Genomic DNA, 21731 nt, shown 5'->3' with positions numbered 1-21731 from the left:
AAGTTTTCCCGCAACATCGCCGATCCCTTCCTAGACTTGTAAGTCTCCATGAGTACTGGTCCAGGAAGAGATGATCGCCATGTCCCAGTCGCCGTCCCTGCGTCAGCTGCAAGAGACCAACCCGTTCCTGCGTCGCCACCTGGGCCCCGACGCCCTGGAGCAGCAGGCCATGCTCGAGGCCCTCGGCGTCGCCAGTCGCGGCGAGCTGATCGAGCAGACGGTGCCGCCTGGCATCCGCTTCAATCGCCCGCTCGACCTGCCACCGGCCCTCGACGAGCGAGCCGCGCTGGCCAGGCTCGCCGGCTACGCCGCGCAGAACCAGTTGTGGACCAGCCTGATCGGCATGGGTTACCACGCCACCATCACGCCCACCGTCATTCTGCGCAACGTGCTGGAAAACCCTGGCTGGTACACCGCCTACACGCCCTACCAGCCGGAGATCGCCCAAGGGCGCCTGGAGGCCTTGCTGAATTTCCAGCAGATGGTCATCGACCTCACCGGCCTTGGCCTTGCCAATGCCTCGCTGCTCGACGAAGCCACGGCCGCCGCCGAAGCCATGGCCCTGGCCCGGCGGGTGGCGCGCAGCAAGAGCAACGCGTTCTTCGCCGACGAGCACTGCCATCCGCAGACCCTGTCGGTGCTCAAGACCCGTGCCGAAGGCTTCGGCTTCGAGCTGATCGTCGACTCCGTGGACAACTTGAGCAAGCACTCGGTGTTCGGCGCGTTGCTCCAGTACCCGGATACCCATGGCGAGGTCCGCGACCTGCGTCCGCTGATCGAGCAGCTGCATGCCCAGCAGGCCCTGGCCTGCGTCGCCGCCGACATTCTCAGCCTGGTGGTGCTCACCCCGCCCGGCGAACTGGGCGCCGATGTGGTGCTCGGCTCCACGCAACGCTTCGGTGTGCCCATGGGCTACGGCGGGCCGCATGCGGCCTATTTCGCCTGTCGTGACGACTTCAAGCGGGCCATGCCCGGGCGCATCATCGGCGTGTCCCGCGATGCCCGTGGCAACACCGCCCTGCGCATGGCCCTGCAGACCCGCGAGCAGCACATACGCCGCGAGAAGGCCAACTCGAACATCTGCACGGCACAGGTGCTGCTGGCCAACATCGCCGGCTTCTACGCTGTCTACCATGGCCCCGAAGGTCTGCAGCGAATCGCCCAGCGCGTACACCGACTGACCTTCATCCTTGCCGCCGGCCTCGAAGCCAAGGGCATCAGACGCCTCAACCAGCACTTCTTCGATACCTTGACGCTGGATGTCGGCGGCACCCAGGCGGCGATCATCGAAAGCGCCGAGGATGCCCGTATCAACCTGCGCATCCTCGGACGCGGGCATCTGGGAGTAAGCCTGGACGAAACCTGCGATGAAGCCACGGTACTGAAACTGTTCGACATCTTCCTCGGCGTGGACCATGGCCTGGACATTGCCGCGCTCGACCAGCAGGCCCTGCCCGAAGGCATACCCGGCGCGCTGGTGCGTCGCACGCCGATCCTCCAGCACCCGGTGTTCAACCAGCATCACAGCGAAACCGAGATGCTGCGCTACCTCAAGCAGCTGGAGAACAAGGACCTGGCCCTGAACCAGTCGATGATCCCGCTGGGCTCCTGCACCATGAAACTCAACGCCACCAGCGAGATGATCCCCATCACCTGGCCTGGGTTCGCCGAGCCACACCCCTTTGCTCCCGCTGCCCAGGTGCAGGGTTACAAGGCGATGATCGATGAGTTGGAAAGCTGGTTGTGCGCCATCACCGGTTTCGATGCGATCTGCATGCAACCCAACTCCGGCGCCCAGGGCGAGTACGCCGGGCTGATGGCCATCACCCGTTACCACCGCAGCCGCCACCAGCCCGGTCGCACCTTGTGCCTGATCCCCGCGTCGGCCCACGGTACCAATCCGGCATCGGCGCAGATGGCCGGCATGGAGGTGGTGATCGTCGAGTGCGACGAGCAGGGCAACATCGACCTCGACGATCTCAAAGCCAAGGCCCAGGCCGCGGGCGAGCGGTTGTCGTGCCTGATGGTCACCTACCCGTCGACCCATGGGGTGTACGAGGAAGGCATCCGCGAGATCTGCGAGGTGATCCACCAGCACGGTGGCCAGGTCTACATGGATGGCGCCAACCTCAACGCCCAGGTGGGGCTGGCGCGGCCAGCGGACATCGGCGCCGACGTGTCGCACATGAACCTGCACAAGACCTTCTGCATCCCGCATGGCGGAGGCGGCCCGGGCATGGGGCCGATTGGCATCCGCGCCCACCTCAAGCCGTTCGTCGCCAGCCATCCGGTGGTCCCGGTGCCGGGCCTGGACCCGAACAACAGCGCCGTCAGCGCCGCGCCCTGGGGCAGCGCCAGCATCCTGCCGATCAGCTGGATGTACATCGCCATGATGGGGCCGCAGCTGGCCGATGCCAGCGAGGTGGCGATCCTCTCGGCCAACTACCTGGCCAGCCAGCTGCGTGACGCCTTCCCGGTGCTCTATCGCGGGCGCAACCAGCGGGTGGCCCACGAATGCATCCTCGACCTGCGCCCGCTCAAGGCACTGACCGGCATCACCGAGGAGGACGTGGCCAAGCGCTTGATGGACTACGGCTTCCATGCGCCGACCATGTCGTTCCCGGTGCCGGGCACCTTGATGGTCGAACCGACCGAAAGCGAGTCGAAGGCCGAGCTGGATCGCTTCGTCGAGGCGATGCTGGCGATCCGCGCGGAGATCGCCCAGGTGCAGGAAGGCAACTGGCCGGCCGAGGACAACCCACTCAAGCATGCGCCGCACACCCTGGCCGACGTGCTGGCGCCATGGAGCAGGCCCTACACCCTCGAACAGGGCATCGCCCCCAGTGCTCACGCGCGCCAGCACAAATACTGGCCGGCGGTGAACCGGGTCGACAACGTGTATGGGGACAGGAATCTGTTCTGCGCGTGCGTGCCGGTGGAGGCGTATCGCTGAGGCCGCGTCGGCTGGACTTTTTTGCGGGTAAATCCGCCCCCACAGGTGGACTATCCAGCCTTGCCAGGCGCGGTGATCTCTGTGGGAGCGGGTTTACCCGCGAAGCGGATGACGCAGTGGATAACGGTTACTCGGCAACGGCGTTCTTGGCCAGGATGGCGTTGGCCAGTTCCATGTCGCTGGCCTGCACGCCCGGGTTGTCCGCGCGCACCTGACGCATCGCTGCTTCCAGGAACGGTCCGCGGATGGCGCCTTCACTGGCGACGAAGCTGCCGGCGTCGTCCTGGGCGGCGACGATCAGCTTGTGATCCTTGAACGTCAGGTAGGTCGAGGCGGTGGTCGCACCGGAGGAGATGATATTGCGCCAGAACGTGTCGGCCATGGCGGAGCCAATGGGCAGCGAGAACAGGACGGTGGCTGCGATGGCAGTTTTGAAACGCATGATGAATCACCTCGGTCGATGAGGGCTGTTGAGATGCCGGTTTGATCGCTTTTGTCACTGCCAAGTTCCCGGCCAGGCAGGGGAATTCTTACTTATCCACAGACACGCAGTACCTCTTCGGCGCAGGTCAGACCCTGGTCGATCTTGTCCTGCGCGCAGCACCTCAGATCGCGCAGGCCATCCGCGCTGGCCTGCCGCCGCAGGGCGGCGAGATCCGTGGCCGGGGTGATTCGCTCGCGCAAGGAGGCGCTGACCCTGAGCAGCTCGAACAGCCCGGTGCGTCCATGAAAGCCCGTTCCCCGGCACTGGCGGCAGGCCTGGCGATCCTCCGCTGGGGTATCGCGACATTCCGGGCACAGGGTGCGTACCAGGCGCTGGGCCATGACGCCGATCAGGGTGGCCTTGATCAGGTAGTCGGCGACCCCGAGTTCTTGCAGGCGGGTGATCGCGCTGCAGGCGTCGTTGGTGTGCAGGGTCGAGAGCACCAGGTGTCCGGTGAGGGCTGCCTGCACCGCTACCTGGGCGGTTTCGCGGTCGCGGATCTCGCCGATCATGATGATGTCCGGGTCCTGGCGCAGCAAGGCGCGCACGCCATTGGCGAAGTCCAGGTCCAGGGCGGGCTGGACTTGCAACTGGTTGAACGAGGGCTCCAACCGTTCGATCGGGTCTTCGATGCTGCACAGGTTTACCTGGGGGGTGGCGAGGTGCCTGAGACTGGCGTACAGCGTGCTGGTCTTGCCCGAGCCGGTAGGGCCGGTCACCAGCACGATGCCCTGGCGTTGCCGCAGCAGTGCCTGCCATTGCGCCAGCAGTCTGCCGCCCAGGCCCAGGTGCTCGAGGGTTTCATGCCGTTGCTGCGGGTCGAACAGGCGCAGTACCAGCTTTTCACCGTAAGGGGTGGGTAGCGTGGAAAGGCGCAGTTCCACTTCGGCCCCACCGGGCAGCCGGGTCTTCAGGCGGCCATCCTGTGGCCGGCGCTTTTCCGCGACGTTCATCCGCCCCAGATGCTTCAAACGGCTGACCATCGCCAGGGCGACGCCGGCCGGAAACGCATACACCGCATGCAGCAGGCCATCGATACGCAGGCGCAGGTGCCCTTGTTCGCGGCGCGGTTCCAGATGGACATCGCTGGCGCGTTGTTCGATTGCGTACTGCAGCATCCAGTCGACGATATGCGCGATGTGGGCGTCGTCGGCACTGGCGTGGGCATGGCCGTCGCCCAGTTCGAGCAGGTGCTCCAGCTCGCCGAGAGGGGGCGTTGGCGCCGGTCCTGCGCCACGCACCGAGCGGGCCAGGCCGAAGAAGGTCGCGCTCAGTTGGCGGATCTGCCGAGGGCTGGCCAGTACCCGGTGTATGACCTTGCCCAGGCTGCGGCTCAGATCGGCCTCCCATTCGCGCTGATACGGCTGGGCGCTGGCCACGGTGATGCTGTTCTCGTCCAGGGCCACGGCAAGGATGCCGTGACGTTGGGCGAAGGCCGCGGACATCAGGTTGGCGACGCTTGGCAGGTCGACCTGCAGCGGGTCGATATCCAGGTAGGGCTGGCCAACCTGGGGCGCCAGCCAGCGGCACAGGGCATCGAGGTCGAGTGGCTGGCCGGATTGAAGCGGGTCCGGCAGGGCGAGCTCGGCGATCAGCTCGAGCGGGTGCTGGTCGGGGCGCGCCTTGGCCCGTGCGAGGGCCTTGAGGGCGTCGCTGGCGCTGATTCGCTGCTCGGTCAGCAGGGCCTGGAGCAGGCGGTTGAAGTCAAGATCATGGGAGGTGTTGGCGTACATGACGGCATCCTTGCCAGGTGAAGAGTCGCCTGGGCAAGGCTAGCCGCGGCGGGCCGATGGCAGCGGTACAAAGGGTTTCGGGATCTTGCCATGGCCCTTCAGCGGGTCGAGACCTCCGCCAGTTGCGGGGCATTGTCGAGGCGAACCCCGGTCACGCAGACCAGGTTGCGCAACTTCTGGGCGATTACTTCGGCGCGATGCCAGCTCAGGCCGGCGACGCCGATGGCCACGTCCAGCAGGTCGTCGTGCTGGCTCACCTGCACGCTGTGCGGGGTGAGGAACTGCAAGGCGAACAGGTTGAGTACCCGGCACAGGCTGTCTGGCTCGATCTCGGTCTGCAGGTGGTAGCGCACGCTGCTGTGGGCGGCGTTGGCGGCCCAGGCGTCGGTGCGGGGCGAGGGGAGGGGCCGTTCGAGTAGGTTCATGCTGGATCTCCGCGAAAGTGGGAAGATTCTTGCACGTCGTTCGCGGCATTTTTTCGCTATGATTCCGTTGATTAGCGCATTGTGCGAATTGTTCTATCTGAATTTCTCTTGATTAAGGAATTTTTTATGCGATCTGACTTGGATGCCTATGACCGACGCATCCTGGAGTTGCTGCAGGAGGACGCGTCACTGTCCAGCGCGCAGATCGCCGAACGCGTGGGGCTCTCGCAGTCACCTTGTTGGCGACGCATTCAGCGCTTGCGGGACGAGGGCGTGATTCGCGGGCAGGTGACCTTGCTGGACCGCAAGAAAGTGGGCCTGAACACGCAGATCTTCGCCGAAGTGAAGCTCAACGCCCACGGGCGCTCGAACTTCGCCGAGTTCACCGAGGCGATCCGCGGCTTTCCCGAGGTTCTGGAGTGCTATGTGCTGATGGGGGCGGTGGATTTCCTGCTGCGCATCGTCACCTCGGATATCGAGGCCTATGAGCGGTTCTTCTTCGAAAAGCTGTCGAACGTGCCGGGTATCCAGGAAGTGAACTCGATCGTGGCGCTTTCGGAGATCAAGTCGACCACGAGCTTGCCATTGAGACCCTGAAGCGTCGATCGCGGGGCAAGCCCGCTCCTGCGCAGTGCAGGAGCGGGCAGTGCAGGCTCAGGCCTTGAGCAGGTGTTTCCAGGCGCGGTTCTGCTCGATGGCGCGAGCCTGTTCGATGCGGGCTTCGAGCAGTTCTTCCTTGCCTTCTTCGACCAGCGGCAGCTCGGCCAGCTCGTGCAGCTTGTTCAGCTCGCCGTAGAGGCGGTCTTGCTGCGGCAGGTCCAGCACCTGGCGGGCGTGGTGCAGCCAGGTCTGGATGCCTTCGATGCGCGGCAACTGCTCGGCCAGGTCCTCGGGGCGCTGCACGTACAGCGGCAGCTTCAGGGCGCGGGACTCCTCGCCCAGCAGGTGCTGCAGCCAGCTGGCCAGCTGCGCCTTGCCCTGGCGCTCGCCACGGCCCTTGCGCTCGGCGGTCCAGGCGCGGGCGGTCAGCCAGCGTGCGGTCTCCAGGGAGAACTGGCCCCAACGCGGGTCTTCCAGCTCTTCGGCGAACTGCTCGGGAGCGGCGCGGCGAATGTCCTCGTCATCGTTGCCGGCCAGCACCAGCGGGCGCCAGTCTTCCAGCAGCGCGTCGAGGCTGGCGCGCAGGGCGCGGGTCGTCGGGCGCGGCGCGGCTTGGCCAAGGCTGGCGGTGAGGGCGCGCAGTTCGGCCAGGCAACGAACCCAGTCCTGCAGCAGGCGCCAGTGGCCGTTGTGGCGATACTGCTCGGCCAGGCGCTGGCTGCTGCCCAGCAGTTGCCAGGCGAGGGCGGCGTAGGCTTCGTCCAGCGGCATCTCGGCCTGCAGTTCGGTCACCGGCAGGCCCAGCTCGTAGCTGTCCGGATCGAGCAGGCGGTAGCCGCGCTCGGCCTTGCTGATGTCGCAGGGCATCAGCGCCAGTGTGGCGGCGAGCTCGGCGGCCAGCTCCAGCAGCGCCTCAGGGGTGCCTTCACGCAGTTCCAGCTCCAGCTCGCAGATCTCTTCCTTGCGCTTGCCGGCGATCACGAAGCCCTGGTCGAGGGCGGCCTCGATCACCACTTTGGCCTTGCCACGGCCCCAGGCGATCTCGGCGTACTCGCGGGTGAAATCGGTGGTGAACAGCGGCTTGATGGTCTTCTTGTCCAGCTCGGCCAGTTGCTCGGGCCAGCAGCTGGCATCGAGCTTCTTCAGGTCGAGCTTGACCTTGTCCAGGTACCACTCGTATTCGTTGCGCTCGGACAGCCCGGCCACGCTCTGCCCACGGCACTTCAGCGTCTGGATGATGACCTCGCCATCACGGCGCAGGCGCAGGGCGACGCGGGCGGCGGACAGGTCGCGCTCCGGGGTGTCGAAGTACTGGTTGAGCAGTTCGCGGGTCTGCCAGCCGGACTTGTTGCGCTTTTTCAGCAGGGGGTGCTCGCGCAGGGCGGCAAGGGTCTCGCGGCTGGCGCGGAGTTTGAGTTCGGTTTCTTTGTGCATCGCGGGCTCGGAAGGAGGGGCATCGTTGCTGGGCAGTCTACAGCACTTGCGCCATCGTAGTGGGAGCGGGCTCGCCCCGCGATGAGTGGCTGCCAGGCACCTGCCGGCGCCATCGCGGGGCAAGCCCGCTCCCACGAAGTTTTCGTCAACGGGTTTGCGGCTTGCCCAGCGATGCTTTCGCGTTGCTATGATGGGCCACGCTTCCGAGGAGTCCGCGCATGCCGTTGCCGTCGCTGAAAGAACAGTTCGCCGCCCTGATCGCCGCCCCCTCGGTCAGTTGCACCCAGGCGGCGCTTGACCAGTCCAACCGCCCGGTCATCGACCTGCTGGCCGGCTGGCTGGGCGATCTCGGTTTCGCCTGCGAGATCCAGCAGGTCAGCCCCGGCAAGTTCAACCTGCTGGCCAGCCGCGGCACCGGCCCCGGTGGCCTAGTGCTGGCCGGGCACAGCGACACCGTGCCGTACGACCCGCAGCTGTGGAGCAGCGACCCGCTGAAACTCACCGAAGTCGATGGCCGCTGGGTCGGCCTGGGCAGCTGCGACATGAAAGGCTTCTTCGCGCTGGTCATCGACGCGGTGATCCCGCTGCTCGAACACGACTTCAAGCAGCCGCTGCTGATCCTCGCCACCTGCGACGAGGAAAGCTCCATGTCCGGCGCCCGGGCCCTGGCCGAAGCCGGCCAGCCGCTCGGTCGGGCGGCGGTGATCGGCGAGCCCACCGGGCTCAAGCCGATCCGCATGCACAAGGGCATCCTCATGGATCGCATCGAGATCCTCGGACGCAGCGGCCATTCGTCGGATCCGAGCCTGGGGCACAGCGCCCTGGAGGCGATGCATGCGGTGATGGGCGAGTTGATGGCCTTGCGCCGTGGCTGGCAGGAAAAATATCGCAATCCGCAGTTCAGCGTGCCGGTCCCGACCCTGAACTTCGGCTGTATCCATGGTGGCGACAACCCCAATCGTATCTGCGGCCAGTGCGCCCTGGAGTTCGACCTGCGTCCGTTACCAGGCATGGACGTCGAGCCGCTGCGCGCGGCGATCCGCGCCAAGCTCGCGCCGCTGGCCGAGCGGCTGGAGGTGCGTATCGACTATGCGCCGCTGTTCCCCGAAGTGCCGCCATTCGAGCAAGCCGCCGACAGCGAGCTGGTGCGCCTGGCCGAGCGCCTGACCGGCCATCGCGCCGAAGCGGTGGCCTTCGGCACCGAAGCGCCTTATCTTCAGCAGCTCGGTTGCCAGACCATCGTGCTCGGCCCCGGCGACATCGCCTGTGCCCACCAGCCAGGCGAGTACCTTGAAATGTCACGTATCGAGCCTACCGTGCGTCTATTGCGTGACCTGATCCGGCACTACTGCCTGGATTAAACGTCCATCGACCTGATTCGTTTCTGCCTAGAGGAGACCGCGCGTGACCGCAAGCCTGTTCCGACGATGACTTTCGAACGTTGTGCGCCTTTTCGTTCTCCGTTCACTTATCCACAGGCCCTGTCATGCCCGATTACGTCAACTGGCTGCGCCATGCATCTCCCTACATCAACGCCCATCGCGATTGCACCTTCGTGGTCATGCTGCCTGGTGACGGCGTCGATCATCCCAATTTCGGCAACATCGTCCACGACCTGGTGCTGCTGCACAGCCTGGGTGTGCGCCTGGTGCTGGTCCACGGCTCGCGTCCGCAGATCGAAAGCCGTCTGGCCGACCGTGGCCTGACCCCGCACTACCACCGTGGCATGCGCATCACCGACGCGGCCACCCTGGATTGCGTGATCGACGCGGTCGGCGCGCTGCGCCTGACCATCGAGGCCCGCCTGTCGATGGACATGGCCGCTTCACCCATGCAGGGCTCGCGCCTGCGGGTGGCGTCCGGCAACCTGGTCACCGCACGGCCGATCGGCGTGCTCGAAGGGGTCGACTACCACCATACCGGCGAAGTGCGCCGGGTCGACCGCAAGGGCATCAATCGCCTGCTGGACGAGCGCTCCATCGTGCTGCTGTCGCCGCTGGGCTATTCGCCCACCGGGGAGATCTTCAACCTCGCCTGCGAGGACGTCGCCACCCGCGCCGCCATCGAGCTGGGCGCCGACAAGCTGCTGCTGTTCGGCGCCGAGCCGGGCCTGCTGGACGAGCATGGGCAACTGGTGCGCGAGTTGCGCCCGCAGCACATCACCCCGCACCTGCAGCGCCTGGGCAGCGACTACCAGGCCGAGCTGCTCGATGCCGCCGCCGAGGCGTGCAAGGGCGGCGTGGCGCGCAGCCATATCGTCAGCTACGCCGAGGACGGCGCGCTGCTGACCGAGCTGTTCACTCGCGGCGGTGGCGGCACGCTGGTGTCCCAGGAGCAGTTCGAGGTGGTGCGCGAGGCGACCATCGACGACGTCGGCGGCTTGCTGGAACTGATCAGCCCGCTGGAAGAGCAGGGTATCCTGGTGCGTCGTTCGCGCGAGGTGCTGGAGCGTGAGATCGAGCAGTTCAGCGTGGTCGAGCGCGAGGGCATGATCATCGCCTGCGCGGCGTTGTACCCGATTGCCGACTCGGAGGCGGGGGAGCTGGCGTGCCTGGCGGTGAATCCGGAGTATCGGCACGGCGGTCGCGGTGACGAGCTGCTCGAGCGCATCGAGTCGCGGGCGCGCCAGCTGGGGCTCAAGACCCTGTTCGTGCTGACGACCCGGACCGCGCACTGGTTCCGTGAGCGTGGCTTCGCGCCTTGTGGCGTCGAACAGCTGCCGGCGGCGAGGGCTTCGCTGTACAACTACCAGCGCAACTCGAAGATCTTCGAGAAACCGTTGTAAACCTGTTCCGGCCTATTCGCGGGTAAACCCGCTCCCACAGGCATCACGCAGGCCTGAAAGGCAGCGCAGAACCTGTGGGAGCGGGCTTGCCCGCGAAGCAGGCGACACCGAACTGAATGAAAAACGCCGCCCCTGAGGGCGGCGTTTTCGTTTACACGGTATGCAGGTACCAGTTGTACTCGAGGTCGGAGATCGAGTGTTCGAACTCCTCCAGCTCGCTTTCCTTGCACGCGACGAAGATGTCGATGTACTTCGGATCGATGTACTTGTTGAGGATCTCGCTGTCGTCCAGCTCGCGCAGGGCATCGCGCAGGTTGTTCGGCAGGCTCTGCTCCAGCTGTTCGTAGGCGTTGCCTTCGATCGGCGTGCCAGGCTCGACCTTGTTGGTCAGGCCGTGGTGCACACCGGCCAGCACGGCCGCCATCATCAGGTACGGGTTGGCATCGGCGCCGGCGACGCGGTGCTCGATGCGCACCGCGTCCGGCGAGCCAGTCGGTACGCGTAGCGCCACGGTACGGTTGTCCAGGCCCCAGCTCGGTGCGTTCGGCACGTAGAACTGAGCGCCGAAACGACGGTACGAGTTGACGTTGGGGCAGAGGAACGCCATCGAGGCGGGCAGGGTCTCGAGCACACCGCCGACAGCGTGACGTAGCGCGGCGTTCTGCTCGGGATCCTCGCTGGTGAAGATGTTGTTGCCATCCTTGTCCAGCACGGAGATGTGTACGTGCAGGCCGTTGCCTGCCTGGCCCGGGTAGGGCTTGGCCATGAAGGTGGTGTCCATTTCATGGTCGTAGGCGATGTTCTTGATCAGGCGCTTGAGCAGCACCGCGTAGTCACAGGCCTTGAGCGGGTCGGCGACGTGGTGCAGGTTGACCTCGAACTGCGCCGGGGCGCTTTCCTTGACGATCGCGTCGGCTGGAATGCCTTGTTCCTTGGCGCCTTCGAGAATGTCCTGCAGGCAGTCGGCATATTCGTCGAGATCGTCGATCAGGTAGACCTGGGTCGATTGCGGGCGCTTGCCCGAGATCGGCGAGCGTGGCGGCTGCGGGCGGCCGTTCACGTTCTCCTGGTCGATCAGGTAGAACTCGAGTTCGAACGCAGCGCAGATGGTCAGGCCCAGGTCGGTGAACTTGCTCACCACTTGGCGCAGCACTTCACGCGGGTCGGCGAAGAACGGCTCGCCCTCGATTTCGTGCATGGTCATCAGCAGTTGCGCGGTCGGGCGCTTCTGCCAGGGTTCGTTGGAGAGGGTGCCGGGGATGGGGTAGCAGATGCGGTCGGCATCGCCGATGTCCAGGCCAAGGCCTGTGCTTTCGACGGTCGAACCGTTGATATCCAGGGCGAAGAGGGAGGCAGGCAGGTTGATGCCTTTCTCGTAAACCTTGTGGAGGCTGGTGCGCTCGATGCGCTTGCCGCGCACCACACCATTCATATCTGCAATCAGAAGGTCAACGTAGAGAACCTCAGGATGTTCCTTAAGGAACGCGTTCGCTTCGTTAAGCTGAACGGCACGCGGGGGTACCGACATGATGCAACACCTTTGTTGTTAAAAATATCAATCAAGGGGGGCTTGCAACCCCAGTCAATCGGAAAGACCTGGTGAAGTCAAGCCAGCCCCATGATGCCCTTAAATGGCACATCCACGGCAGATTTGCCGCATATCGGGGCGTGCCATTATCCGCTATTTTCGTGCTGAAGGGTTATTTCGAGCGGGGCGTGTTTTATTTTTTACGGAGGAGTTGTGTAAAAAAATGAACGAGGCTAAGCTCGGTCGCAACCCAGAACACAATAATACGAGGGTCACATGGTCCGCCTGTCGAGACCTGCCAGCGCCGCATGCACGGTGCGTTCAGGTACATCTCCCGGTTGCCGTCCGGTCATCGCGCGCCTGCGTCAGCAGGGGGCCGCGCTGGCCGCAATAATTGACGGTCTTGCTGAAAAGGCCATACCTCGTAACGCTTTAGCGCAACATTTCCTTTCCTTCTGCCCTTCGCTTTCATCACGGACACGCTCTTTTGCAGTGTATCCACTGTCGTCCTGCGCGGGGGTTTTTGCTTTAGCCATGCACAGCATCCAGAATCAAGGCGCGGGCCTGTCCAGGCCCCTCGGCGCCGTGTGCGCCGACTTTGCCCGACGCCTGGCGTCAGCGGCTGGCGGTTGCCGCCAACCGCGCCACATTGCCTCCTGAGGTATTTATGAGTAACAACCTCGACCAGCTCACCGATTGGTTGAAAGAGCACAAGATCACCGAAGTGGAATGCCTGATCAGCGACCTGACCGGCATCACCCGCGGCAAGATCTCGCCTACCAACAAGTTCATCGCCGAGAAGGGCATGCGCCTGCCCGAGAGCGTGCTGCTGCAGACCGTGACCGGCGACTATGTCGACGACGACATCTATTACGAACTGCTCGACCCGGCCGACATCGACATGATCTGCCGCCCCGACGAGAAAGCGGTGTTCCTCGTGCCATGGGCCATCGAGCCGACCGCCCAGGTGATCCACGACACCTACGACAAGAAGGGCAATCCGGTCGAACTGTCGCCGCGCAACGTGCTCAAGAAAGTGCTGCAACTCTACGCCGACAAAGGCTGGCAGCCGATCGTCGCGCCGGAGATGGAGTTCTACCTGACCAAGCGCAGCGAAGACCCGGACTTCCCGCTGCAGCCGCCGGTGGGGCGCTCCGGTCGCCCGGAAACTGGCCGCCAGTCGTTCTCCATCGAGGCCGCCAACGAATTCGACCCGCTGTTCGAGGATGTCTACGACTGGTGCGAACTGCAGCAGCTGGACCTCGACACGCTGATCCACGAGGACGGCACGGCGCAGATGGAGATCAATTTCCGTCACGGCGACGCGCTGCACCTGGCCGACCAGATCCTGGTGTTCAAGCGCACCATGCGCGAGGCCGCGCTCAAGCACAACGTGGCCGCCACCTTCATGGCCAAGCCGATGACCGGCGAGCCGGGCAGCGCCATGCACCTGCACCAGAGCGTGGTCGACGTGGCCACCGGCAAGAACATCTTCTCCAATGCCGACGGCAGCATGAGCGAGCTGTTCCTCAACCACATCGGCGGCCTGCAGAAGTTCATCCCCGAAGCGCTGCCGCTGTTCGCGCCCAACGTCAACTCGTTCCGCCGCTTCCTGCCCGACACCTCGGCACCGGTGAACGTCGAGTGGGGTGAGGAAAACCGTACCGTCGGCCTGCGCGTGCCGGATGCCGGCCCGCAGAACCGTCGCGTCGAGAACCGTCTGCCGGGCGCCGACGCCAACCCGTACCTGGCCATCGCCGCGAGCCTGCTGTGTGGCTACATCGGCATGGTCGAAGGCATCGAAGCCAGCGCCCCGGTCCAGGGCCGTGGCTACGAACGGCGCAACCTGCGCTTGCCGCTGACCATCGAGGACGCCCTGGAGCGCATGGAGAACAGCCGCGCGCTGGTGCAGTACCTGGGCAAGAAATTCATCGCCGGCTACGTTGCCACCAAGCGCGCCGAGCATGAAAACTTCAAGCGCGTCATCAGTTCCTGGGAGCGTGAGTTCCTGCTGTTTGCAGTGTGATCAACCCTGAGGCCGCCTATGGGCGGCCACCGGAAAATGGAGAGGCACATGAGCGTCAACAACCCGCAAACCCGTGAATGGCAAACCCTGAGCGGCGAGCACCACCTTGCACCTTTCAGCGACTACAAGCAGCTGAAGGAGAAGGGGCCGCGCATCATCACCAAGGCGCAGGGCGTGCATTTGTGGGACAGCGAGGGGCACAAGATCCTCGACGGCATGGCCGGCCTGTGGTGCGTGGCGGTCGGCTATGGCCGCGAAGAACTGGTGCAGGCGGCAGAAAAGCAGATGCGCGAACTGCCGTACTACAACCTGTTCTTCCAGACCGCCCACCCGCCGGCGCTGGAGCTGGCCAAGGCGATCACCGACGTGGCGCCAGAGGGCATGACCCATGTGTTCTTCACCGGCTCCGGTTCCGAGGGCAACGACACCGTGCTGCGCATGGTCCGTCACTACTGGGCGCTCAAGGGCAAGCCGAACAAGCAGACCATCATCGGTCGCATCAACGGCTATCACGGCTCCACCGTGGCCGGCGCCAGCCTGGGCGGCATGAGCGGCATGCACGAGCAGGGCGGCCTGCCGATCCCGGGCATCGTGCACATCCCGCAGCCGTACTGGTTCGGCGAAGGTGGCGACATGACCCCGGATGAGTTCGGCGTGTGGGCGGCCGAGCAGTTGGAGAAGAAGATTCTCGAAGTCGGCGAGGACAACGTCGCCGCCTTCATCGCCGAGCCGATCCAGGGCGCCGGCGGCGTGATCATCCCGCCAGAGACCTACTGGCCGAAGGTCAAGGAGATCCTTGCCAAGTACGACATCCTGTTCGTCGCCGACGAAGTGATCTGCGGTTTCGGCCGTACCGGCCAGTGGTTCGGCTCTGACTACTACGACCTTGCGCCCGACCTGATGACCATCGCCAAGGGCCTGACCTCCGGTTACATCCCCATGGGCGGTGTGATCGTGCGTGACAGCGTGGCCCAGGTACTCAGCGAAGGCGGCGATTTCAACCACGGCTTCACCTACTCCGGCCACCCGGTGGCGGCGGCGGTGGGCCTGGAAAACCTGCGCATCCTGCGCGACGAGAAGATCGTCGAGAAGGTGCGCACGGAAGTGGCACCCTACTTGCAAAAACGTCTGCGTGAGCTGCAGGACCATCCACTGGTGGGCGAGGTGCGCGGCCTGGGCCTGCTCGGCGCGATCGAGCTGGTCAAGGACAAGGCCACCCGCAGCCGTTACGAGGGCAAGGGCGTGGGCATGATCTGCCGTACCCACTGCTTCGAGAACGGCCTGATCATGCGTGCCGTGGGTGACACCATGATCATCGCGCCGCCGCTGGTGATCAGCCGCGAAGAGGTGGACGAGCTGGTGGAAAAGGCGCGCAAGTGCCTGGATTTGACCTACGAAGCGATCAAATGACGGTCTGCTAGGCTGGCGAGGTGACATTAAAGTCGTTGCAAGGCCCTGCTTCTGTTGAAACAGCGCCTTGTAACTTGCCAGACTAACGGCTGTTTAGTCGCCCAGCGCGTGATCCGTGGGACCTGGCTGCTGAACAGATGGCTTGATAATAAATTCTGGAGCATAACGCATGAAGAAATTGGGCAAGACGCTGCTGGCCGCCGCCCTGATGGGTGCCATGGCCACCGCTGTTCAGGCTGAAGACAAGGTGTTGAACGTCTACAACTGGTCGGACTACATCGCGCCGGACACCATCGCCAAGTTCGAAAAGCAGAGCGGCATCAAGGTCAAGTACGACGTCTTCGACAGCAACGAGACCCTCGAAGCCAAGCTGCTGGCCGGCAAGTCGGGCTACGACATCGTCGTGCCGTCCAACAACTTCCTGGCCAAGCAGATCAAGGCAGGCGTCTACGAAGAACTGGACCGCTCCAAGCTGCCCAACTGGAAGAACCTCGACGAAGACCTGCTCAAGGCCGTCGGCGACGCCAGCGACCCGGGCAACAAGCATGCCTTCCCGTACATGTGGGGCTCCATCGGCATCGGCTACAACCCGGAGAAGGTCAAGGCCGCGCTGGGCGTGGACAAGATCGACTCGTGGGACGCCGTGTTCAAGCCCGAGAACATTGCCAAGCTCAAGAGCTGCGGCGTGAGCTTCCTCGATGCGCCGACCGAAATGCTCCCGGCCGCGCTGCACTACCTGGGCTTGCCCAGCAACTCCACCAAGTCCGATGACCTGAAGAAGGCCGAGGCGCTGTTCCTGAGCATCCGCCCATCGATCACCTACTTCCACTCGTCCAAGTACATCGGCGACCTGGCCAACGGCAACATCTGCGTGGCCGTCGGCTACTCCGGCGACCTGGAACAGTCCAAGGCCCGCGCCCACGAGGCCGGCGACAAGGTCAAGCTGGACTACATCATTCCGAAAGAAGGCGCCGGTACCTTCTACGACATGGTCGCCATCCCCAAGGATGCCGAGCACAAGGAAGCCGCCTACAAGTTCATGGACTTCCTGATGCAGCCTGAAGTCATGGCCGAGATCACCAATGCCGTGCGCTTCCCGAACGGCAACAAGGCCGCCACCCCGTTCGTGGACAAGGACATCACCAGCGACCCGAGCATCTATCCGCCTGCCGATGTGAAGAAACAGCTGTACGCGATCGCCGCGCCTGAAGCGGCGGCCCAGCGTGTCATCACCCGCAGCTGGACCAAGATCAAGTCGGGCAAGTAAGCCCGTCGCGGAACCCTCTGGGCCGGAGTTTCCCGGCCCAGAGGCCAGTAGAGGCAAATAAGTTTGCGGCAGCGAAGCCGTGAAGGTAAGTTGCGCGCCGGTTTTGCGTGTGCGGCCGAGATTTTCCGCCGGCAAAGGCACTGATTGTGAGGACCACCCACTTGTCTATTTCTGTTTTTCGCAAGGCCTTGATGGCTGGAGCGGGTCTGACGCTGGCTTGCAGCGTCCAAGCGGCGCCCACGGTGCATATCTACAACTGGTCCGACTATGTCGGCCCGAATACCCTCGCCGATTTCCAGAAGGAAACCGGCATCACCCCCAAGTACGACGTCTTCGACAGCAACGAGACGCTGGAAGGCAAGCTGCTGGCCGGGCGTACCGGCTACGACGTGGTCGTGCCGTCCAACCATTTCCTCGGCAAGCAGATCAAGGCGGGCGCGTTCCAGAAGCTCGACCGTGACCTGCTGCCCAACTACGCGAACCTCGACCCGGCGCTGATGAAGCGTCTGGAGAAGAACGACCCGGGCAACCAGTACGCCGTCCCCTACCTGTGGGGCACCAACGGCATCGGCTACAACGTCGAGAAGGTCAAGGCGGCGCTGGGCACCGACAAGATCGATTCCTGGGCGGTGCTGTTCGAGCCCGAGAACATGAAGAAGCTCAGCAAGTGCGGCGTGGCCTTCCTCGACTCGGCCGACGAGATGCTGCCGGCGGTGCTCAACTACATGGGGCTGGACCCCAACAGCAGCAACCCCAAGGACTACCAGAAGGCGGAAGAGAAACTGCTGGCCGTGCGCCCGTACGTGACCTACTTCCACTCCTCCAAGTACATCACCGATCTCGCCAACGGCGACATCTGCGTGGCCGCCGGCTTCTCCGGCGACATTTTCCAGGCCAAGGCTCGCGCCGAAGAGGCGAAGAAGGGCGTGAAGCTGGCCTACGCCATCCCCAAGGAAGGCGGCAACCTCTGGTTCGATGTGCTGGCGATTCCCAAGGATGCCAGCAACGTCAAGGAGGCCCATGCCTTCATCAACTATTTGCTGAAACCTGAGGTGATCGCCCAGGTCAGTGATTACGTCGGTTACGCCAACCCGAACCCCAAGGCTGGCGACCTGATGGACCAGGCCGTGAGGACTGACGCTGCGGTTTACCCACCGCAGGAAGTACTGGACAAGATGTTCGTCAACGCCGAGTTGCCACCCAAGGTGCAACGTTTGATGACCCGCAGCTGGACCAAGGTCAAGTCGGGCAAGTAAAAATCCAGGCCCGCCAGCGCAGCGGCGGGCACATAAATCTTGTTGGGAGTTTCACTCATGGCAGTTGCCTCCGGTGCCTATAAGAAAGCCCTCGAGGGTGGCCAGCAACCCAAGCAGGTGCTGGTCAAGATCGATCGGGTCACAAAAAAATTCGACGAAACGGTAGCGGTGGACGACGTGTCCCTGGAAATCCGCAAGGGTGAGATCTTCGCCCTGCTGGGTGGCTCCGGTTCCGGCAAGTCGACCTTGCTGCGCATGCTGGCCGGCTTCGAGCGTCCGACCGAAGGGCGGATCTTCCTCGACGGCGTCGACATCACCGACATGCCGCCCTATGAGCGGCCGATCAACATGATGTTCCAGTCCTACGCGCTGTTCCCGCACATGACCGTGGCGCAGAACATCGCCTTCGGCCTGCAGCAGGACAAGATGCCCAAGGCCGAGATCGAAGCCCGCGTGGCCGAGATGCTCAAGCTGGTGCACATGACCCAGTATGCCAAGCGCAAGCCGCACCAGCTGTCCGGTGGCCAGCGCCAGCGCGTGGCCCTGGCCCGCTCCCTGGCCAAGCGCCCCAAGCTGCTGCTGCTCGATGAGCCGATGGGCGCGCTGGACAAGAAACTGCGCTCGCAGATGCAGCTGGAACTGGTGGAGATCATCGAGCGCGTGGGCGTGACCTGCGTGATGGTGACCCACGACCAGGAAGAGGCCATGACCATGGCCCAGCGCATCGCCATCATGCACCTGGGCTGGATCGCCCAGATCGGCAGCCCGATCGACGTCTACGAGACCCCGACCAGCCGTCTGGTCTGCGAGTTCATCGGCAACGTCAACCTGTTCGAGGGCGAGGTGGTCGACGACGCCGAAGGCCACGCGATCATTGCCAGCCCGGAACTGGAGCGCAAGATCTACGTCGGCCACGGCGTCACCACTTCGGTCGAGGACAAGCACATCACCTACGCCCTGCGTCCGGAGAAGCTGCTGGTCACCACCGAGCAGCCGACCTGCGAGCACAACTGGTCGCGCGGCAAGGTCCACGACATCGCCTACCTGGGCGGCCACTCGGTGTTCTACGTCGAACTGCCCACCGGCAAGATCGTCCAGTCGTTCGTCGCCAACGCCGAGCGCCAGGGCACCCGCCCGACCTGGGACGACGAAGTCTACGTGTGGTGGGAAGACGACAGCGGCGTGGTACTGCGCTCATGAAACTTCGCAAGCTCAAGCGAGCCTTCCAGCGCATAACCCCAGAGGGACGGCACCTGGTGATCGGCGTGCCGTTCATCTGGCTGTTCCTGTTCTTCATGCTGCCGTTCTTCATCGTGCTGAAGATCAGCTTCGCCGAAGCCGACGTGGCGATCCCGCCGTACACCGAGATCTACACCTATCTCGAAGGCAAGGTGCAGCTGGTGCTGAACCTGGCCAACTATGGGCTGCTGACCGAGGACGAGCTGTATATCTCGGCCTACCTCGGGTCGCTCAAGGTCGCCTTCTTCAGCACCCTGCTGTGCCTGCTGATCGGCTACCCGATGGCCTACGCCATCTCCAAGGCCAACAAGGAGTCGCAGACGGTCCTGCTGCTGCTGATCATGATGCCGACCTGGACCGCGATCCTGATCCGCGTGTACGCCTGGATGGGCATTCTCAGCAACAACGGCTTGCTCAACAGCTTCCTGATGTGGATCGGCCTGATCGACCAACCGCTGCAGATCCTCAACACCAACCTGGCGGTGTATATCGGCGTGGTCTACTCGTACCTGCCGTTCATGATCCTGCCGCTGTACGCCAACCTGGTGAAGCACGACCAGAGCCTGCTCGAAGCCGCATCGGACCTGGGTTCGAGCACCTTCAACAGCTTCTGGAAGATCACCGTGCCGCTGTCGAAGAACGGCATCATCGCCGGCTGCATGCTGGTGTTCATCCCGGTGGTGGGCGAGTTCGTCATTCCCGAGCTGCTCGGCGGCCCGGAAACCCTGATGATCGGCAAGGTGCTGTGGCAGGAGTTCTTCAACAACCGTGACTGGCCGGTGGCGTCCGCGCTGGCGGTGGTGATGCTGGTGATCCTGATCGTGCCCATCCTGCTGTTCAACCGCAGCCAGGCCAAAGAAATGGAGGGCCGCGCATGAAACGCTTCAGTTTCTCCAAGCTGATGCTGGTGCTCGGCTTGCTGTTCATCTACCTGCCGATGCTGATCCTGGTGATCTACTCGTTCAACGCCTCGAAGCTGGTGACGGTATGGGGCGGTTGGTCGGTGAAGTGGTACGTCGGCCTGCTCGACAACACCCAACTGATGGGGTCGGTGATGCGCTCGCTGGAGATCGCCTGCTACACGGCGATCGCCGCCGTGGCGCTGGGCACCCTGGCGGCCTTCGTGCTGACCCGGGTCACCCGCTTCAAGGGCCGCACCCTGTTCGGTGGCCTGGTCACCGCGCCGCTGGTGATGCCCGAGGTGATCACCGGTCTGTCGCTGTTGCTGCTGTTCGTGGCCATGGCGCAGATGATCGGCTGGCCCCAGGAGCGTGGCATCGTCACCATCTGGATCGCCCACACCACGTTCTGCGCCGCCTATGTGGCGGTGGTGGTGTCGGCGCGCCTGCGCGAGCTGGACCTGTCCATCGAAGAGGCGGCCATGGACCTGGGCGCCAAGCCGTGGAAGGTGTTCTTCCTGATCACCATCCCGATGATCGCGCCGTCGCTGGCGGCGGGCGGCATGATGTCGTTCGCCCTGTCGCTGGATGACCTGGTGCTGGCCAGCTTCGTTTCCGGTCCGGGTTCGACCACCTTGCCGATGGAAGTGTTCTCGGCCGTGCGCCTGGGCGTGAAGCCGGAGATCAACGCCGTGGCCAGCCTGATCCTGCTGTCGGTGTCGCTGGTGACCTTCCTGGTCTGGTACTTCAGCCGCCAGGCCGAAGAACGCCGCCGCCGGGCGATCCAGCAGGCGATCGAAGAGGGCGCCGCGGCGAACGTCTCGCAGCCGCAGGTCCGCCGTCCGGCCCGAGCCGCCGCGCAGGCCTGATCCATTCGCGGGCAAAGCGCACCGCCGCTCCCACAGGACCTGTATGCAGCAAGGTCCCTGTGGGAGCGGGTTCACCCGCGAAGGCTCCCCCACCGGATCAAAGCCAGACCGCATCCCAATGCGGATATTCCCTGACGTTATTGACCAGCCTCGCCCGTAGCGGATTGGCAACGATGTACCTGGCGATGTGGATCGCATTTTCTTCCCGGCGCAACGCGTGGTCTTGATAGCCGGCCTGCCAAATCGGGTGATGCCCGACGCCAGCCTTGTGCAATTCAAGACTGGAACGGGACTTGAACCGGCGCATCAACGTGCAGAGTGTTGCCAGCCTCAACTCTATCAACCAGTGCAGATGATCCGGCATTACGACCCAGGCCAGTGATCGGCAGGCTTGTTCTTGATCTGACCGACGCAATTGCTCGACGACCAGACGCGCATGCTGGAAATCGCCGAACAACGGTTTGCGTTGATGGGTGATGGTGGTCAGCAGGTAGAGCCTTCCTGGCTCGGAAAAGCGGCCACGGCGCAGCAGGTGGGATTGAGCGGCAGGCATTGGAATCGCCCTTTGAAATGAGTCTCTGCTGAACGGTAGCGGTTGGAACGAAGTGGCTGGCTGTGGATGGTTTCTGGATATGGCAGAGAACGGCGCTGGCCCCTTCGCGGGTAAACCCGCTCCCACAGGGGCCAAGGTGCATTCGATATCTGTGGGAGCGGGTTTACCCGCGAAGAGGCCAGTCCGGCTAATACAAATTCCAGCCCAGTACCCTTTTCCAATCCCTGATCTACGCTTTCAACGCATCCCCTCTCGTTGAAGCAAGGAGCC

Annotated in this window: 17 protein-coding genes; 11 read left to right on the top strand and 6 right to left on the bottom strand. The window is 63.9% G+C overall.

What is annotated here, in order from left to right:
• The first annotated feature begins 79 nt into the window (after positions 1 to 79).
• Positions 80 to 2953, top strand: a complete 2874-nt coding sequence (gene gcvP, locus ACYUME_RS25360; protein WP_460417480.1) for an aminomethyl-transferring glycine dehydrogenase — start codon at positions 80 to 82, stop codon at positions 2951 to 2953.
• Positions 2954 to 3080: 127 nt separating this feature from the next.
• Here gcvP and ACYUME_RS25355 read toward each other — a convergent pair whose 3' ends face one another.
• From ACYUME_RS25355 to ACYUME_RS25345, 3 genes are all read right to left on the bottom strand, one after another.
• Positions 3081 to 3395: a DUF2388 domain-containing protein gene (locus ACYUME_RS25355; RefSeq protein WP_279883192.1), complete on the bottom strand. Its 315-nt coding sequence runs from the start codon at positions 3393 to 3395 to the stop codon at positions 3081 to 3083.
• 92 nt (positions 3396 to 3487) lie between these two features.
• A complete protein-coding gene (locus ACYUME_RS25350) occupies positions 3488 to 5170 on the bottom strand; it encodes a GspE/PulE family protein (protein ID WP_460417478.1) in 1683 nt (560 codons plus the stop codon).
• A gap of 98 nt (positions 5171 to 5268) precedes the next feature.
• A complete protein-coding gene (locus ACYUME_RS25345; RefSeq protein WP_279883196.1) occupies positions 5269 to 5595 on the bottom strand; it encodes a hypothetical protein in 327 nt (108 codons plus the stop codon).
• Positions 5596 to 5721: 126 nt separating this feature from the next.
• Between ACYUME_RS25345 and ACYUME_RS25340 the strand changes: the two genes are divergently transcribed.
• The gene (locus ACYUME_RS25340; protein ID WP_279883198.1) at positions 5722 to 6192 is read left to right on the top strand and encodes an Lrp/AsnC family transcriptional regulator; all 471 of its coding nucleotides are present in this window, start codon (positions 5722 to 5724) and stop codon (positions 6190 to 6192) included.
• Between the two features lie 57 nt (positions 6193 to 6249).
• On the opposite strand, the gene ACYUME_RS25335 is transcribed toward ACYUME_RS25340, so the two are convergent.
• Complete coding sequence (locus tag ACYUME_RS25335; protein ID WP_460417476.1) at positions 6250 to 7629, bottom strand: CYTH domain-containing protein; 1380 nt, start codon at positions 7627 to 7629, stop codon at positions 6250 to 6252.
• Between the two features lie 218 nt (positions 7630 to 7847).
• On the opposite strand from ACYUME_RS25335, the gene argE reads away from it, so the two are divergent.
• Together argE and argA are read left to right on the top strand one after the other, a co-directional pair.
• Entirely contained in the window at positions 7848 to 8990 is a 1143-nt protein-coding gene (gene argE / locus ACYUME_RS25330) for an acetylornithine deacetylase (protein ID WP_460417474.1), read from the top strand.
• Positions 8991 to 9115: 125 nt separating this feature from the next.
• Entirely contained in the window at positions 9116 to 10414 is a 1299-nt protein-coding gene (argA, locus tag ACYUME_RS25325) for an amino-acid N-acetyltransferase (protein ID WP_279883204.1), read from the top strand.
• A gap of 151 nt (positions 10415 to 10565) precedes the next feature.
• Here argA and ACYUME_RS25320 read toward each other — a convergent pair whose 3' ends face one another.
• The gene (locus ACYUME_RS25320) at positions 10566 to 11942 is read right to left on the bottom strand and encodes a glutamine synthetase family protein (RefSeq protein ID WP_279883206.1); all 1377 of its coding nucleotides are present in this window, start codon (positions 11940 to 11942) and stop codon (positions 10566 to 10568) included.
• 667 nt (positions 11943 to 12609) lie between these two features.
• Between ACYUME_RS25320 and ACYUME_RS25315 the strand changes: the two genes are divergently transcribed.
• From ACYUME_RS25315 to ACYUME_RS25285, 7 genes are all read left to right on the top strand, one after another.
• Entirely contained in the window at positions 12610 to 13968 is a 1359-nt protein-coding gene (locus ACYUME_RS25315) for a glutamine synthetase family protein (protein ID WP_279883208.1), read from the top strand.
• Positions 13969 to 14016: 48 nt separating this feature from the next.
• On the top strand, positions 14017 to 15378 hold the full coding sequence (locus tag ACYUME_RS25310) for an aspartate aminotransferase family protein (protein WP_460417471.1): 1362 nt from the start codon (positions 14017 to 14019) through the stop codon (positions 15376 to 15378).
• A gap of 169 nt (positions 15379 to 15547) precedes the next feature.
• Positions 15548 to 16645, top strand: a complete 1098-nt coding sequence (locus ACYUME_RS25305; protein WP_279883212.1) for a polyamine ABC transporter substrate-binding protein — start codon at positions 15548 to 15550, stop codon at positions 16643 to 16645.
• 161 nt (positions 16646 to 16806) lie between these two features.
• Positions 16807 to 17901 (top strand): polyamine ABC transporter substrate-binding protein, encoded by a 1095-nt coding sequence (locus ACYUME_RS25300; protein ID WP_186712570.1) that lies wholly within the window; start codon positions 16807 to 16809, stop codon positions 17899 to 17901.
• Between the two features lie 57 nt (positions 17902 to 17958).
• Positions 17959 to 19101, top strand: coding sequence for a polyamine ABC transporter ATP-binding protein (gene potA, locus ACYUME_RS25295; RefSeq protein WP_279883215.1), 1143 nt, complete (start codon positions 17959 to 17961; stop codon positions 19099 to 19101).
• On the top strand, positions 19098 to 20018 hold the full coding sequence (locus ACYUME_RS25290; protein WP_279883217.1) for an ABC transporter permease subunit: 921 nt from the start codon (positions 19098 to 19100) through the stop codon (positions 20016 to 20018). The genes potA and ACYUME_RS25290 overlap by 4 nt, the downstream gene beginning before the upstream one ends.
• Positions 20015 to 20908, top strand: a complete 894-nt coding sequence (locus tag ACYUME_RS25285) for an ABC transporter permease subunit (RefSeq protein WP_279883219.1) — start codon at positions 20015 to 20017, stop codon at positions 20906 to 20908. The genes ACYUME_RS25290 and ACYUME_RS25285 overlap by 4 nt, the downstream gene beginning before the upstream one ends.
• 97 nt (positions 20909 to 21005) lie before the next feature.
• Here the strand turns inward: ACYUME_RS25285 and ACYUME_RS25280 are convergent, their stop codons facing one another.
• Positions 21006 to 21461, bottom strand: coding sequence for an REP-associated tyrosine transposase (locus ACYUME_RS25280; RefSeq protein ID WP_460417468.1), 456 nt, complete (start codon positions 21459 to 21461; stop codon positions 21006 to 21008).
• Positions 21462 to 21731 lie beyond the last annotated feature (270 nt).

The sequence above is a fragment of the Pseudomonas sp. microsymbiont 2 genome, from assembly GCF_054788395.1.
This window is presented reverse-complemented; position numbering and strand designations above follow the sequence as displayed.

What these genes read in the sequence shown, in the direction of transcription:
- gcvP (WP_460417480.1), top strand. Translation starts at nt 80, where the DNA reads ATGTCCCAGTCGCCGTCCCTGCGTCAGCTGCAAGAGACCAACCCGTTC.
- ACYUME_RS25355 (WP_279883192.1), bottom strand. Translation starts at nt 3,395, where the DNA reads ATGCGTTTCAAAACTGCCATCGCAGCCACCGTCCTGTTCTCGCTGCCC.
- ACYUME_RS25350 (WP_460417478.1), bottom strand. Translation starts at nt 5,170, where the DNA reads ATGTACGCCAACACCTCCCATGATCTTGACTTCAACCGCCTGCTCCAG.
- ACYUME_RS25345 (WP_279883196.1), bottom strand. Translation starts at nt 5,595, where the DNA reads ATGAACCTACTCGAACGGCCCCTCCCCTCGCCCCGCACCGACGCCTGG.
- ACYUME_RS25340 (WP_279883198.1), top strand. Translation starts at nt 5,722, where the DNA reads ATGCGATCTGACTTGGATGCCTATGACCGACGCATCCTGGAGTTGCTG.
- ACYUME_RS25335 (WP_460417476.1), bottom strand. Translation starts at nt 7,629, where the DNA reads ATGCACAAAGAAACCGAACTCAAACTCCGCGCCAGCCGCGAGACCCTT.
- argE (WP_460417474.1), top strand. Translation starts at nt 7,848, where the DNA reads ATGCCGTTGCCGTCGCTGAAAGAACAGTTCGCCGCCCTGATCGCCGCC.
- argA (WP_279883204.1), top strand. Translation starts at nt 9,116, where the DNA reads ATGCCCGATTACGTCAACTGGCTGCGCCATGCATCTCCCTACATCAAC.
- ACYUME_RS25320 (WP_279883206.1), bottom strand. Translation starts at nt 11,942, where the DNA reads ATGTCGGTACCCCCGCGTGCCGTTCAGCTTAACGAAGCGAACGCGTTC.
- ACYUME_RS25315 (WP_279883208.1), top strand. Translation starts at nt 12,610, where the DNA reads ATGAGTAACAACCTCGACCAGCTCACCGATTGGTTGAAAGAGCACAAG.
- ACYUME_RS25310 (WP_460417471.1), top strand. Translation starts at nt 14,017, where the DNA reads ATGAGCGTCAACAACCCGCAAACCCGTGAATGGCAAACCCTGAGCGGC.
- ACYUME_RS25305 (WP_279883212.1), top strand. Translation starts at nt 15,548, where the DNA reads ATGAAGAAATTGGGCAAGACGCTGCTGGCCGCCGCCCTGATGGGTGCC.
- potA (WP_279883215.1), top strand. Translation starts at nt 17,959, where the DNA reads ATGGCAGTTGCCTCCGGTGCCTATAAGAAAGCCCTCGAGGGTGGCCAG.
- ACYUME_RS25290 (WP_279883217.1), top strand. Translation starts at nt 19,098, where the DNA reads ATGAAACTTCGCAAGCTCAAGCGAGCCTTCCAGCGCATAACCCCAGAG.
- ACYUME_RS25285 (WP_279883219.1), top strand. Translation starts at nt 20,015, where the DNA reads ATGAAACGCTTCAGTTTCTCCAAGCTGATGCTGGTGCTCGGCTTGCTG.
- ACYUME_RS25280 (WP_460417468.1), bottom strand. Translation starts at nt 21,461, where the DNA reads ATGCCTGCCGCTCAATCCCACCTGCTGCGCCGTGGCCGCTTTTCCGAG.